Origin of the sequence: Marichromatium sp. AB32, assembly GCF_003718675.1 — a bacterium.
Taxonomy (GTDB): Bacteria; Pseudomonadota; Gammaproteobacteria; order Chromatiales; family Chromatiaceae; genus Marichromatium; species Marichromatium gracile.
In genome coordinates this window covers 1-13,145 of record NZ_RHFJ01000078.1, presented here as the reverse complement: position 1 = coordinate 13,145, position 13,145 = coordinate 1, and the positions used below count along the sequence as shown (strand labels likewise).

Here is a 13,145-nt window from a genome sequence, read left to right as displayed (position 1 = left end):
CGCTTGCGGCGCGGCTTGCGCGGTGGCGGGGTCGCGCTCGGCGGCTCGGGGAGCGGCGGCTGGTCGCCCTCGGGCGACGGTGTCTCGGCACTCATGACGACGCCCCCTGGCTGCGCGCGAACAGCGCATCGACCTCGCCGGCGAGCGCGCGGCGCGCCGGGTCGACGCACTCGGCGCCGTCCTCGGCATGGATGGTGATGCTGACATGGGTGCGACCGAAGCTGATGTCGGGATAATACCCGAGTCGCTCGCTGACCCCGGCCATGTCCTCGAGGAAGTCGCGGGTGTGGTCGTAGTCGGCGAAGCTCAGTCGCCGTTCGAGCCGCGCCGGACGGTTGCGTTCACGCCAATCGCTCTGGTTCATGCGTCAATCCCTCCAAGCCGGGGCGCCGCCGGGGCGGCGCGCAGGTCGTCGATCCACTCGGCGAGCGCACGGGCGTGCGCCCGCTCCTCCTCGTACAGGGCCGCAAACAGCTCGGCGCTGACCGTATCGCCGACACGGGCGCTGTGTTCGGCCGCCTCGCGATAGAGCGCCAGCGCCTCGGCCTCGAGCGCGCGATCGGCCTCGAGCAGCGCCTGCAGCGACGTCCCCGCCCGCACCGGGCGCAACCGCGAGGCCCCGGGCATGGCGCCGAGATCGAGCAGCCGTGCGGTCAACCGCTCGGCGTGATCGAGCTCCTCGCGCGCCTCGGCGCGCAGACGTGCGGCACCGGCCTCCAGCCCCCAGGCCGCGGCCAGCCCGGCGTGGGTGAGATACTGCTGCACCGCCCCGTACTCATGACTCAGCGCCCGACCGAGATAGCCGAGCACACGCGGATCCAGCCTCATCGTCTCGCTCCTCCCGGTGATCGCGCCCACGGCGCTCGCCGTGGCGCGACCGCCCGTGCTCAGCGGCCACCCTCGGCGGGACGCTCCGGCAGCACCGGCTCGACCTCGCGGTGCGGGCGGGCGATGATGTGCGCCGCCACCAGCCCGTCGCCGACCCGCTCGCAGGCGTCGGCCCCGGCGCGCACCGCGGCGTTGACCGCCCCGGTCTCGCCGCGCACCAGCACGGTGACATAGCCGCCGCCGACGAACTCGCGACCGATCAGCCGCACCTCGGCGGCCTTGGTCATGGCGTCGGCCGCCTCGATCGCGGGCACCAGCCCGCGCGTCTCGATCATCCCCAGGGCGATTCCGTAGTGCTCTTCGGCCATGGTCTCAGACTCCTCTGTCTCAACATGAACGCTGCGAACGAGGATCGGGACGCGCGGCGTCCCTCTCCCAGTGATCGATGATCCCGCCGATGCTCAGATCGGTGAGGATCGACTTGCCCACGGCGAGGCGCGCCGCCGACCCGGAGATGGTGAACACCCAGTTGCCGGGTCGCGCACCCAGGGTGTCGACGGCCACCGCGCGGGCGCCGCGCGCGCCGCGCAGCACCCGCAGCGACACCGATTCCAGCCCGGGGATGCGCCGGCTGCAGACCAGCGAGCGCTCCACCTGCATGATCTCCATGTTCAGCCCTCCTCCCAGTAGTCGATGATGCCGACGATGGTCAGATCGCTCGGATAGTCCTTGTGACCGGCCGCCTCGCGCGCCGCCGAGCTGCCGACACAGATCACCCAGTCGCCCGGGGTACAGCCGACCGCATCGACCGCCACCAGCTGGCTCTTGCCGTCGCGCACCACCTGGAGGTGACGGTGTTCGAGCCCGGGGATGCGGTTGGTGGCGACCAGCGGGCGCTCGACCTGACAGATCTTCATAGTCCCTCCCACTCGCTCAAGGAGCCGCCGACGCTCTCGATGCGGCCACCGTGATCGCTGTCGCGCACCGTCGACCAGGTGTGCAGCAACCCCCGCGCGACCAGCTCGGGGTAGCGTCGCGTGATCGCCTCGACGACCCGCGCGCAGCGCTCCGCCGCGCGCGCGCGCGCCCCGGGCACCCGCCCCGGATAGTCGAAGCGCACCACCACCGGGATCGGCAGCCCGCGCTCGAGGTTGAGCCGACGGAAGATGTCGATGCCGATGTCGAGGTCGGCCGCGCCCTCCTCCAGGGTGCGCATGAAGGCGAAGAAGGTGAGGTTGCGCAGCTGCACCTCGGAGAGATCACCGCCGACGCCGATGAAACGCTCCTGGTGCCCGGCGTCTGGATACTGGCCGCCGTGCTCGGCGCGGACGTAGTCGAGCTGCTCCAGGTTGTGCTCGATCAACCGCGCGACCAGACGTTGCATGCCCTCGGCCGGCGGACTGGCGCCACCGGCGGCGGCCACCGCGGCGCGGATGTGATCGCGCACGGCCTGCGCCCCCAGCCCCCGGGTCTCGGCATGCAGCGGCCCGCTGTCGAGATGGCGCTCGAGCGCCGGCTCGCCGGCGGCATCGGGCAGATGGACGCGGATGCGGTCGGTGTCGGTGTCGATGCCGATCAGCAGGATGTCGATCGAGGCGCCGCAGCAATAGCTGTTCTCGATCGCCTCGCGAAAGGCGCGCAACTGCGCCAACCCCGCGGCGGCGGCGCGCGCATCGTCGCTGCCGTGCGCGGCACACCCTTGGTGCGCCGGGTCGCGACTGCTGTAGTGATAGGCGACCACCTTGAGATAGCGAGTGGGCGCCTCGGCGGTGTTGGGCACACCCTCGCGATGACGGCGCAGCTCGGTCTCGGTCCAGCGGCGCACCGCCTCCTCGACGTCGAACAGCGCCCCGGCATGGGCCTTGCGCCGCACCACCCCCATCGGCAGGCGCAACACGTAGCCGATGACGTGCGCCAGCCGACCGTCCGAACAGGGGGTCAGACTCATCGCGTGGAAACCGCACTCGAGCAGGAAGCGCTCGAACTCGACGGCGCGCGCCCCCATCCCCAGCGGATCGTTGAGGAAGTAGTCGTCGCTGAGCGCACGCACCGTGGCGAAGCTGGCATGAGCGAAGAGCGCGCGCATGTCGAGCCCGCCGATCCAGGCGCGCTCGAGCACCGAGACCGGCAGCTCGAAGCCCAGCCGGCTGCGTGCCTCGTGCTGGGCGCGGCGCACGAACCCGGCGTCCTGGGGCAATGCCGCGATCTGACGCAACGCCGGCTCGATGGCCGCGAAGGCCTGGCGCACCCGACGCTCGTAGTCACCGAGGCGGCGGTTGTCGCCGCCCTGGGAGGGCAGCGCCGGCCCCGCCGCGACCGAGACGGCGCTCACCGGGGTGGCGCTCGTCAGCGGCTGGCGCGGCGGCGCGGCGCGCCACAGCGGGGCGCGGCGCCGCGCGGTGCGGCTGGGCCGGGGGCTGGTGCGAATGGCCGCCATGGTCGCCACCTCAGCCCCGCGCCCCGCCGGAGACGGTCACCAGGGCACCGCGATCGCTGCCGCCACTGGCGCCGGTGACCTGCAGCGGCGGCGCCTCCTCGGGCTGGCGCTGACCACGCAGCGCCCGGGCACCGGCGAAGGGCCCCATCGGTCCGCCACGCCGGGTCGGGTTGCGCGCGCTCGCCGAGCTGCCCTCGGTGCCGGTGACGCGCTCGCCTCGCCCCCAGTCATCGCCGGTGATACGGGTACCACCATCGCGCCCCTCGCCGGTGACGCGGGCGCGCACCGCTGCTTCGGGTGTCGCCACCGGAGCGGGGATCAACCCCGGGGCCGGCTGTTCGGCGCCGCTCGGGCGGCGCGCACGGAACTCCTCGGTGCCGGTCACCACCCCGCTGCTCAGACCGAAGGGACCGGTGATCCGCGCCGAGCCACCCGCGCTGGCGCCGGTCACCCGGGGCGTGGCGCGCGGGGTGGCCTCGGGGCGCGAGAACACCACCCCCTGCCAGTGACCGCCGCCGAGCGGCTGCGGGAAGTCCTCGCCGAACTCGACCGGCGTGTCGTCCTCGGTCGGCGCGCGCGCCGCCGGATCACAGACCGCCGCCAGGGCCGATTCACCGACATAGGGGGTCCCGGTGATCGACTGACAGCGCCCGCGCCGCTGACCGGTACTCGGCCCGGCGATGCCGGGCTGGATGCCGGTGAGATCGGCGCCGCCGGGACGCGACTCGGGACGCCGCGCGGCCTGTGCCGCCAACGCCTCGGGCGCGCAGTGCTGCTGATAATGCAGGGGACCGAGATAATCGCTGCCGGTGACCGTCTCGCAGCGCCCGGCGGCATCGCCGGTGACGCGCGCGGCGCTGCCGACCTGGGTGCCGCTGAGGCGCTGACCGCTCCAGGTCGGGGTGACGCCGATCTTGACGCCACCCTCGGGCGCGGGCACCTGCTCACAGTGCTGGCGGAAGTGTCCGCTGCCGAGATATTCGTCGCCGGTGATCCGTCGGCAGGCACCGGCCTCGTCACCCGTGGTGCGCGCGCCGCGTCCCAGCGAGGTCCCGGTGATCGGGCGCTGGGCGAGCGTGGTGTCATGTGCGACCTTGGGCGGCGCGCCCTCGGGGCCGGGCTCGGTATAGGGGGTACCGGTGAGGCTGCGCCCGGCGCCGCGCTCGTCGCCGGTGACCCGCTCGCCGCGGCCCACCCGTGCGCCGGTGACCCGCTGTCCCGCCGGGGTGCTGACGACCGGCAGGGGGGACGGCGGTTCGGGGCGCTGGCCGCAGAACTCCTGGAACAGCTCGGCGCCGAAGTACTCGGTCCCGGTGACGGTACGACAGACCCCGGCCTCGTCGCCCGTGGTGCGCGCGGCACGCCCGAGCCGGGTACCGCTGACCGGCAGGCCGCGCGCCGTCTCGCTGGTCTCGCCGCGACCGCTCGCGCCCTCGGCGCGCGCGCTACCCTGACGCCGGGTGCGACCGGTCGGGCGCGGACAGGACTCGCCGCCCTTGCCGTGCTCGCAGCGCTGCTCGCGCACCCGCCGGGCGATCTCGCGCGAGCTGGCACCGGCACGCCGCATCAGGGTGGTGGTGGCGGCATCGCGCGAGCGCCCGCCGATCGCCTCCAGCCCCGCCTTGCCGCGACCCGACACCGCCGCGCGCCTGGCCATCGCCAGCACGCGCCCGGCCGGATGCGTCCCTTCCCGGGCCGTGCTCGCGGCACGCGCTCGTGCCCGACGCGGCGGACTGCCGGGACGCGCGACGCGACGCGGCGACGGGGACTCAGCTCGCGTGCGCCCCGTCCCCGCCGCCGACGCACCCTCAGTGGATGCCGACTCCGGGCGCTGGGCGCGCCGTCGCGTCTGGGCCGCAGCGCGGGGCTCGGTCCGCGCCGCGGAGCGCGAGCGTGACGCCGGCAGCGCGCGACCACCCGACTCGGCGATGCGCTGACGCCGTGCCATCGCCTCGCGCCGACCGGCCGCCGGCGCGACGCGCTCGCCGTTGCGCGGCAGTGGCGCGCTGACCGGTGGCGCGGCGGGCGCCGGCGCCGGCGCACCTCCCGAGGCGGCACGCTTGCCACCGCTGGCCTGGGCACGACGACGCGCGATCGCCGCGGCACGCCCGTTCAAGCTGTTCTCGCGTGTTGGCTCTGCCATGTCACTCCTCGCTCGCGGATGGTCGCCTCGCCGCCGGCGCGGCTGCCTCGGTTCAGGATGCGCGATGCACCAGGAAGGCGTGTCCCTTGGTCTGGGCGAAGGTGTCGTAGCCGACCAGACGGACATGGTGGTCGGGATAGCTGCGCCGACAGGCCTCGATCTCGGTGAGCAGCTGCTCGGGGTCCTGGACGCCGAAGAAGGGCAGCTTCCACATCGGCCAGTAGTACTCGAAGGCGCGGCTGGGGTGCTCGTGCTCGATCGAGGCGTTCCAGCCGTTGTCGAGGATGAAGAGGATCTGTTCGACGATCTCCTCGCGGCTGAGCGGCGGCAGGTAGGAGAAGGTCTCGTGACGGCCGACGGTGGCGTGATCGCCGATGATCAGATGGTCGCTCATGGTGTGATGCACTCCGCGTTGTCTGTTGGGCTAACGCACGGTTCAGGCCGCGTCGAGCTTGTCGACGGTGTCGAACTCGAACTTGATCTCCTTCCAGGTCTCCATCGCCGCGGCCAGCTCGGGGCTGTGACGGGCCGCATCGGTGAGGATCTCGCGGGCATGCTGCTCGACCTCGACGCCCTCGTTGCGCGCCTTGATGCAGGCCTCGGTGGCCACCCGGTTGGCCGCCGCGCCGGCGGCGTTGCCCCAGGGGTGACCCTGGGTGCCGCCACCGAACTGGAGCACGGCGTCGTCACCGAAGATCGCCACCAGCGCCGGGATGTGCCAGACGTGGATACCGCCCGAGGCCACCGCCAGCAGCCCCGGCATGCCGCCCCAGTCCTGGTCGAAGAACAGCCCGCGCGAGCGATCCTCGGGGACGAAGGACTCGCGGATGGCGTCGACGAAGCCGAGCGTCGAGCGCCGGTCGCCCTCGAGCTTGCCGACCACGGTGCCGGTGTGCAGATGATCGCCGCCGGAGAGGCGCAGACACTTGGCGAGCACGCGGAAGTGGATGCCGTGCTTGGGATGACGGTCGATCACCGCGTGCATGGCGCGATGGATGTGCAGCAGCATGCCGTTGTCGCGACACCAGTTGGCGAGGCTGGTGTTGGCGGTGAAACCGCCGGTGAGGAAGTCGTGCATGATGATCGGCGCGCCCAGCTCCTTGGCGAACTCGGCGCGCTTGAACATCTCCTCGCAGGTCGGCGCGGTGACGTTGAGATAGTGGCCCTTGCGCTCGCCGGTCTCCTCCTGGGCCTTGCGCACCGCCTCCATGACGAACTCGAAGCGGTTCTGCCAGCGCATGAAGGGTTGGGAGTTGACGTTCTCGTCGTCCTTGGTGAAGTCGAGCCCGCCGCGCAGCATCTCGTAGACGGCGCGGCCGTAGTTCTTCGCCGAGAGCCCGAGCTTGGGCTTGACGGTGGCGCCGAGGAAGGGACGACCGTACTTGTCCATGCGGTCGCGCTCGACCTGGATGCCGTTGGGCGGTCCGCCGCAGGTCTTGACGTAGTGCAGCGGGAAGCGGATGTCCTCGAGACGCAGGTGACGCACCGCCTTGAAGCCGAAGACGTTGCCGACCAGCGAGGTGAGCACGTTGACGATCGAGCCCTCCTCGAACAGATCGATGGGGTAGGCGACGAAGGCATAGAAGCTCTCCTTGTCGCCGGGCACGTCCTCGATGCGATAGGCGCGGCCCTTGTAATAGTCGAGATCGGTGAGGAGATCGGACCACACCGTGGTCCAGGTGCCGGTCGAGGACTCGGCGGCGACCGCGGCGGCCGCCTCCTCGCGCGGGACATTGGCCTGTGGCGTCACCTTGAAACAGGCCAGCAGGTCGGAGTCGAGCGGGACATAGTCCGGGGTCCAATAGGTGAGCGCGTAATCCTTGACGCCCGCGTCGTAGGTCTTGGTGCTCATGATTTACTCCATTCAATGAATTCGGCCGCGTTCGGGCGCAACGATAGATAGATCGATCATTCATTACCAATCGATATAGAAAATGCTATCGATAGACCATCGTCGATGAACTCATCGACGATGACGCCCATTGAATGAATGCGATGAGGAATGAAGCGGAATGCGCGCGAATGACCCCGATGGTCGTTCACGCGGGGCCGGTGCGCGGCCCCGGGAGGATCCGATGAACGGCAGGAATCAGGCGGGGATGAGGGGACGCGGACGATGGACCACCAGGGCGAGGGCGCTGTGCCAGCGCAGGTCGTCGATGCGCAGCCGGACCTGATCACCGGGATGACGGGCGCGACAGGCGTCGATGGCGCCGAGCAACCCTTCGAGATCACCGTCGTAGCCGCGCGGCTCGCCCCAGCACGACCAGCAGGGGCGGCGCGGATCGGGGTCGGCGGCATGCTCGATACGAACCACGCAGGATGGGTTCAGACAGGCGCCGAGACCGGCGAGCATGCGAGCCTCGGCGGGGGGCTGGTCGGCAGCGCGCGATGCGGCGGGGTGTGACATGGCTGGACCTCGCTGGGGGTGGCGGGCACGGCCCGGGGCGGGCCGTCTGCTCTCCAAGATGGTATCCAACCAAAAGACTCGGAAATTCGAATCGACGTCACCGACCATCGATCGGGGTCGATGAGCGCGCTCAGGCCGCGGCGCGGCTCTCGAGCAGGCGCTCGGCGAGCGCCAGCGCACCGGCCCGGTCGGCCACCAGGTGCTTGGCGGGCAGGCGCGCGAGCAGTCCGAGCTGCTCGAGCCGCGCGCTCACCTCGCCCCGCGCCCCGGCGAGGATCACCGTGCGTCCCTGCTCGAGATCCTCGAGCACCAGCCGCTCCAGCGCCAGCGACGAGGACACCCCGAGCAGCGGCACCTCGGTGACGTCGAGGATCAGCACGTCGTGGTCCTCGAGCACCGCGTGCTGGCGCGAGATCGCCTTGGCCAGACCGAAGATCAACGGGCCGCCGAGGGTGAACAGCAGCACCCGTCCACCGCCGCGCTCGAGCAGCGCCTGCTCGTCGTCGCTGAGACGAATCGTCGCGGCGGGGTCGTCGGGGTGCTGGATCGCCCGCACCTCGCGGCTCTGCAGCCGACTGAGCCGGTCGATGGTGAGCAGGTTGGCGACGAACATGCCCAGCGCCACCGCGGTCACCAGATCGACGAACACGGTCAACCCGATCACCGCGTACATGATCGCGGCGGCCTTGAACGAGACCCGGTGGGCGCGGCGCAGGAAGGACCAGTCGACGATATCGAGCCCGACCTTCATCGCGATCCCGGCGAGCACCGCGAGCGGGATCTGTGCGGTCAGCCCACCGGCCCAGAGCACCACCACCAGCAGGATCAGCGCGCGGGCGATCCCCGAGAGCGCGCTGCGCGCCCCGGTCTGGATGTTGACCACGGTGCCCATGGTGGCGCCGGCGCCGGGGATGCCGCCGCACAGCCCGGAGGCGAGGTTGCCGAGCCCCTGCCCGACCAGCTCCTTGTCGGCGCTGCACGGCTTGCGGGTCATGCTCTCGGCGATCACCGAGGTGAGCAGGGCGTCGATGCTGCCGAGCGCGGCGAGCACCAGGGCATCGGTGAGCATGCGCCGCCACTGCTCGGCGCTGAACACCGGCAGCTGCAGCTCCGGCAACCCGCTGGGGATCTCGCCGATGCGACGGATCTCGCTGTCACCGAGCAACCACAGCGAGGCCAGGGTGCCGAGCACCAGGGCCAGCAGCTGCGGCGGCAGCACCCGGCGCCAGCGTCTGGGGAAGAACAGGATCAGCGCCAGGGTAGCGAGCGCGAGCAGGGTCTCGGCCGGCTCGATCCCGGCGATCAGCGCCGGCAGCTCGCCGAGGGTGCCGAGCACCCCGCCGCCCGGGGCCGCCTGACCGAGGAAGGGACCGATCTGCAGCACGATTAGGATCAACCCGATCCCGGTCATGAACCCGGAGACCACGGTATAGGGCATCAGGGTGACGTACTTGCCCAGCCGCAGCAGGCCGAAGAGGATCTGGAACACCCCGGCGAGCATCACCACGGTGAAGGCCATCGCCATGCCCTGCTCGGGGTCGAGCGCGATCAGACTGGCGATGACCGCGGTCATCACCACCGTCATCGGACCGGTGGGCTCGGAGATCAGGGTGGGGGTGGCGCCGAACAGGGCGGCGAAGAGTCCGACCAGCACCGCGCCATAGAGCCCGGCGGCGGGCCCGGCACCGGTGGCGACACCGAAGGCGAGCGCCATCGGCAGGGCGATGACCGCAGCGGTCACCCCGCCGAAGAGGTCGCCGCGCAGGTTGTCGAGACGGATCTCGTTGAACAGTCGCATGCCTCACCCCGGCTGATTGCGTCGCCGCTATGAGAAACGCCGGGGATCATCTATGCAAAGTGATAATCCCGATACGACCCATCTAAAAATATCGATACTCAACCATCGTCCAAAACGCCAACGCCCCCGACGGAGCGGGGGCGTTGGTACGCGCATCGCGGCATCCCTGCCGCCCGCGGGACCAGAGGGCCCCGCGGAGATCAGCCGATCAACCGAGCAGCGGCGCGATGGTCAGGCTGACGATCGCCATCACGTTGATGAGGATGTTCATCGACGGACCCGAGGTGTCCTTGAAGGGGTCGCCGACGGTGTCACCGACCACGGTGGCCGCGTGCACGGTCGAACCCTTGCCGCCGAGGTTCCCCTTCTCGACATACTTCTTGGCGTTGTCCCAGGCACCACCGGAGTTGGCCATGGTCAGCGCCAGCAGCACGCCGCTGAGCAGGGCGCCGCCGAGCATGCCGCCGAGCGCCTCGGGACCGATGCCGAAACCGACCAGCGCGGGCGCGGCCACGGCGATCACCCCGGGGAGGATCATCTTCTTCAGCGCCGCGGTGGTGGCGATGTCGACACAGCGCGCGGTATCGGGCTGGGCCTCGCCCTGGAGCAGGCCGGGGATCTCGCGGAACTGGCGACGGATCTCGTTGATCATCTCGAAGGCCGCGTCACCGACGGCGGTCATGGTGATCGAGGCGATCAGGAAGGGCACCGCACCGCCGATCAGCATGCCCATCAGCACGGTGGGATCACCGAGGCTGAGCTCGAAGTCGGGCAGGTGATGGTGCAGCGTGGCGATATAGGCGGCGATGATGGTCAGCGCCGCGAGTGCCGCAGCACCGATGGCGAAGCCCTTGCCGATGGCCGCGGTGGTGTTGCCGAGCTCGTCGAGCGAGTCGGTGATGCCACGGGTCTCGGCGCCCAGGCCGCCCATCTCGGCGATGCCGCCGGCGTTGTCGGCGACCGGACCATAGGCGTCGATCGCCATGGTGATGCCGACGGTGGCGAGCATGCCCACGGCGGCGATGCCGACGCCGTAGAGACCGGCGAGGTGGCTGGAGACGAAGATGATCAGCGCAATGGTCAGCACCGGGATGACCACCGACTGCATGCCCACGGCCAGCCCCGAGATCATCACCGTGGCGGTACCGGTCTCACCGGACTCGGCGATGCGACGCACCGGCGTGGACGAGGTGTAGTACTCGGTGACCAGACCGATCACCATGCCACCGGCGGCACCGGCGAGCACCGACCACCAGATGCCGTTGGAGACATCCATCATCATCACCAGCAGGAAGGAGGCGGCCATGAACAGCAGGCTCGAGGCGGTGGTGCCGATGCGCAGCGCGGTGGCCGGCTGCTTCGCCGAGACCTGCTTGACCAGGAAGATACCGGCGATCGAGCACAGCAGACCGACCGAGGCCAGCGCCAGCGGCAGGAACATCAGCGAGGACTGATCGCCCAGCACGTCGAGCGAGGCCGCGGTCAGGGTCGCGGCGATGGCGATGGTGGCGATCTGCGCGCCACAGTAGGACTCGAAGATGTCCGAGCCCATGCCGGCGACGTCGCCGACGTTGTCGCCGACGTTATCGGCGATCACGCCGGGGTTGCGCGGATCGTCCTCGGGGATGCCGGCCTCGACCTTGCCGACCAGATCGGCGCCGACGTCGGCGCTCTTGGTGAAGATGCCGCCACCGACACGATAGAAGAGCGCCACCGAGGAGGCACCGACACCGAAGCCGTGGATGGCGTGCGAGCTCTCCGGATCACCACCGAAGAGCAGATAGAGGAAGCCCAGACCGAGCAGACCGAGCGAGGCGACCAGCAGCCCCATCACGGAACCACCGAAGAAGGCGACGGTCAATGCAGAGGCTGCGCCATCCTTGTGGGCCGCGGCAGTGGTACGCACGTTCGACTTGGTGGCCGAGAACATGCCGAGATACCCGGCTGCGGCCGAGGCGCCGGCTCCGATCACGAAGGCCAGCGCGGTCTTCCAGCCAAGGAAGAAATAGAGCAGCACCAATACCACGGCACAGAAGACGGCGAGCATGACCAGCTCGCGACGCATGAAGACCATGGCGCCGAGATGGATCTCATCGGCGATCTTCTTGATCTTGTCTTCGCCCTCGGGATACTGCAGGACCAGCTTGTAGATGGAGTAGGCAACCCATAGGCCACCCGCCCCGAACAATAAAGGAATCAACGCATTAGCTGACATCTGAACTCCTCAGTCCATCGGTCGTTGGGGGGTGTAAAACCGCGCCGGTTATAGCAGATAATGCACCGAAAAGCGATTGAGCCGTCATCCCTCCGTCATTACCCGGTCGTCGTCCGACAGCCCGTTCAGGGCGCATCAGCACTCACCACATCATGCCGATCACGCAAGCATCGGCGTTACACTGCTTCGCAGGCAGCGCCGCCAGGCGATGGGCGGCCATTCCATCCTCAGCCAGAGAGGCCCCGAAGACAGCATGCAAGCACCGCGACGACTGGCGATCACCCCCGGCGAACCGGCAGGGATCGGCCCCGACCTGGTGGCCCGGCTCGCCCAGGTCCCACAATCCGCCGAGCTGGTGGCGATCGCCGACCCGCACCTGTTGCGCGCCCGCGCCCGCGCCATCGGGCTCGAACTCGAGACCCTGCCCTTTGAGCCCGACCAACCGCCGACGCCGACCCCGGCGGGCGCCATCCGGGTGATGCCGGTGACGCTGCGCGCCCCGGTCACCCCCGGCCAGCTCGACCCGACCAACGCCGACTATGTGCTCGAGACCCTCGCCTGGGCCTGCGACGGCTGTCGCGACGGCGGCTTCGACGCCCTGGTCACCGGCCCGGTGCACAAGGGGGTGATCAACGACGCCGGCCTCCCCTTCACCGGGCACACCGAGTTCCTCGCCGAGCGCTGCCGCGCCCACCCGGTGATGATGCTCGCCACCGACGAGCTGCGGGTGGCGCTGGTCACCACCCATCTGCCGCTCGCCGCGGTCCCGGCGGCGATCACCCGCGAGCGCGTCGAGCTGACCCTGGAACTGCTCGGGCGCGACCTGCGCGAGCGTTTCGGCATCGCCCGACCCCGCATCCTGGTGTGCGGACTCAACCCGCACGCCGGCGAGGGCGGCTATCTGGGACGCGAGGAGATCGAGGTGATCGAGCCGGCGCTGGCGCGACTGCGCGACTCGGGGATGGAGCTGATCGGCCCGCTGCCGGCCGACACCGCCTTCGTCCCCGAGCGCATCGCCGCGAGCGACGCGGTGGTGGCGATGTATCACGACCAGGGGCTGCCGGTGCTCAAGCACCTCGGCTTCGGACGCGCGGTCAATGTCACCCTGGGCTTGCCGATCATCCGCACCTCGGTCGATCACGGTACCGCGCTCGATCTCGCCGGTACCGATCGTGCCGATCTCGGCAGTCTCGAACAGGCGCTGGCGCTGGCGCAGCGGATGGCCGAGCAGGTGCACGCCAACCCCGGCTGAGGCCCGTCACGGAACCACGCCGCGGCGCATGACTCGAAACCAACGCAGAGCGGCCCCGAGAT

The 13,145-nt window shown here is 70.4% G+C and carries 13 protein-coding genes; 1 reads left to right on the top strand and 12 read right to left on the bottom strand.

The features are described 5' to 3' along the window. Positions 1 to 91 precede the first annotated feature (91 nt). The 12 genes from EBL85_RS15455 to EBL85_RS15400 all read right to left on the bottom strand — a co-directional run bounded on the left by EBL85_RS15455 (position 92) and on the right by EBL85_RS15400 (position 11,831). Complete coding sequence (locus EBL85_RS15455; protein ID WP_062272966.1) at positions 92 to 364, bottom strand: 4a-hydroxytetrahydrobiopterin dehydratase; 273 nt, start codon at positions 362 to 364, stop codon at positions 92 to 94. After that, positions 361 to 828: a bacterioferritin gene (locus tag EBL85_RS15450; RefSeq protein WP_123141587.1), complete on the bottom strand. Its 468-nt coding sequence runs from the start codon at positions 826 to 828 to the stop codon at positions 361 to 363. Before EBL85_RS15450 ends, EBL85_RS15455 begins: the two co-directional genes overlap by 4 nt. A gap of 59 nt (positions 829 to 887) precedes the next feature. After that, the gene (locus EBL85_RS15445; RefSeq protein WP_123143373.1) at positions 888 to 1,196 is read right to left on the bottom strand and encodes a BMC domain-containing protein; all 309 of its coding nucleotides are present in this window, start codon (positions 1,194 to 1,196) and stop codon (positions 888 to 890) included. Between the two features lie 19 nt (positions 1,197 to 1,215). Further along, the gene (locus tag EBL85_RS15440; protein WP_123141585.1) at positions 1,216 to 1,497 is read right to left on the bottom strand and encodes a carboxysome peptide B; all 282 of its coding nucleotides are present in this window, start codon (positions 1,495 to 1,497) and stop codon (positions 1,216 to 1,218) included. A 2-nt stretch (positions 1,498 to 1,499) separates the two neighbouring features. Beyond that, positions 1,500 to 1,745, bottom strand: a complete 246-nt coding sequence (locus tag EBL85_RS15435) for a carboxysome peptide A (RefSeq protein ID WP_062272959.1) — start codon at positions 1,743 to 1,745, stop codon at positions 1,500 to 1,502. Beyond that, positions 1,742 to 3,265, bottom strand: a complete 1,524-nt coding sequence (locus EBL85_RS15430; protein WP_123143372.1) for a carboxysome shell carbonic anhydrase — start codon at positions 3,263 to 3,265, stop codon at positions 1,742 to 1,744. The genes EBL85_RS15435 and EBL85_RS15430 overlap by 4 nt, the downstream gene beginning before the upstream one ends. Before the next feature lie 10 nt (positions 3,266 to 3,275). Further along, entirely contained in the window at positions 3,276 to 5,408 is a 2,133-nt protein-coding gene (locus EBL85_RS15425; protein ID WP_123143371.1) for a CsoS2 family carboxysome shell protein, read from the bottom strand. A 52-nt stretch (positions 5,409 to 5,460) separates the two neighbouring features. Beyond that, complete coding sequence (locus tag EBL85_RS15420; RefSeq protein WP_005222837.1) at positions 5,461 to 5,802, bottom strand: ribulose bisphosphate carboxylase small subunit; 342 nt, start codon at positions 5,800 to 5,802, stop codon at positions 5,461 to 5,463. A 42-nt stretch (positions 5,803 to 5,844) separates the two neighbouring features. Next, the gene (locus tag EBL85_RS15415) at positions 5,845 to 7,260 is read right to left on the bottom strand and encodes a form I ribulose bisphosphate carboxylase large subunit (protein ID WP_123141582.1); all 1,416 of its coding nucleotides are present in this window, start codon (positions 7,258 to 7,260) and stop codon (positions 5,845 to 5,847) included. A 237-nt stretch (positions 7,261 to 7,497) separates the two neighbouring features. Then, on the bottom strand, positions 7,498 to 7,818 hold the full coding sequence (locus EBL85_RS15410; RefSeq protein ID WP_165913416.1) for a ribulose bisphosphate carboxylase small subunit: 321 nt from the start codon (positions 7,816 to 7,818) through the stop codon (positions 7,498 to 7,500). 130 nt (positions 7,819 to 7,948) lie between these two features. Beyond that, complete coding sequence (locus EBL85_RS15405) at positions 7,949 to 9,616, bottom strand: SulP family inorganic anion transporter (RefSeq protein ID WP_123143369.1); 1,668 nt, start codon at positions 9,614 to 9,616, stop codon at positions 7,949 to 7,951. Positions 9,617 to 9,824: 208 nt separating this feature from the next. Then, complete coding sequence (locus tag EBL85_RS15400; protein ID WP_123141579.1) at positions 9,825 to 11,831, bottom strand: sodium-translocating pyrophosphatase; 2,007 nt, start codon at positions 11,829 to 11,831, stop codon at positions 9,825 to 9,827. Positions 11,832 to 12,084: 253 nt separating this feature from the next. Between EBL85_RS15400 and pdxA the strand changes: the two genes are divergently transcribed. Further along, positions 12,085 to 13,083, top strand: coding sequence for a 4-hydroxythreonine-4-phosphate dehydrogenase PdxA (gene pdxA / locus EBL85_RS15395; RefSeq protein ID WP_165913415.1), 999 nt, complete (start codon positions 12,085 to 12,087; stop codon positions 13,081 to 13,083). The last annotated feature ends 62 nt before the right edge of the window (positions 13,084 to 13,145 follow it).

Bases quoted from the DNA above. Each gene is read 5' to 3' on its own strand.
- EBL85_RS15420 (WP_005222837.1), bottom strand. From the start codon at position 5,802: ATGAGCGACCATCTGATCATCGGCGATCACGCCACCGTCGGCCGTCAC.
- EBL85_RS15400 (WP_123141579.1), bottom strand. From the start codon at position 11,831: ATGTCAGCTAATGCGTTGATTCCTTTATTGTTCGGGGCGGGTGGCCTA.
- EBL85_RS15430 (WP_123143372.1), bottom strand. From the start codon at position 3,265: ATGGCGGCCATTCGCACCAGCCCCCGGCCCAGCCGCACCGCGCGGCGC.
- EBL85_RS15455 (WP_062272966.1), bottom strand. From the start codon at position 364: ATGAACCAGAGCGATTGGCGTGAACGCAACCGTCCGGCGCGGCTCGAA.
- EBL85_RS15450 (WP_123141587.1), bottom strand. From the start codon at position 828: ATGAGGCTGGATCCGCGTGTGCTCGGCTATCTCGGTCGGGCGCTGAGT.
- EBL85_RS15410 (WP_165913416.1), bottom strand. From the start codon at position 7,818: ATGTCACACCCCGCCGCATCGCGCGCTGCCGACCAGCCCCCCGCCGAG.
- EBL85_RS15445 (WP_123143373.1), bottom strand. From the start codon at position 1,196: ATGGCCGAAGAGCACTACGGAATCGCCCTGGGGATGATCGAGACGCGC.
- EBL85_RS15425 (WP_123143371.1), bottom strand. From the start codon at position 5,408: ATGGCAGAGCCAACACGCGAGAACAGCTTGAACGGGCGTGCCGCGGCG.
- EBL85_RS15415 (WP_123141582.1), bottom strand. From the start codon at position 7,260: ATGAGCACCAAGACCTACGACGCGGGCGTCAAGGATTACGCGCTCACC.
- EBL85_RS15405 (WP_123143369.1), bottom strand. From the start codon at position 9,616: ATGCGACTGTTCAACGAGATCCGTCTCGACAACCTGCGCGGCGACCTC.
- EBL85_RS15440 (WP_123141585.1), bottom strand. From the start codon at position 1,497: ATGGAGATCATGCAGGTGGAGCGCTCGCTGGTCTGCAGCCGGCGCATC.
- EBL85_RS15435 (WP_062272959.1), bottom strand. From the start codon at position 1,745: ATGAAGATCTGTCAGGTCGAGCGCCCGCTGGTCGCCACCAACCGCATC.
- pdxA (WP_165913415.1), top strand. From the start codon at position 12,085: ATGCAAGCACCGCGACGACTGGCGATCACCCCCGGCGAACCGGCAGGG.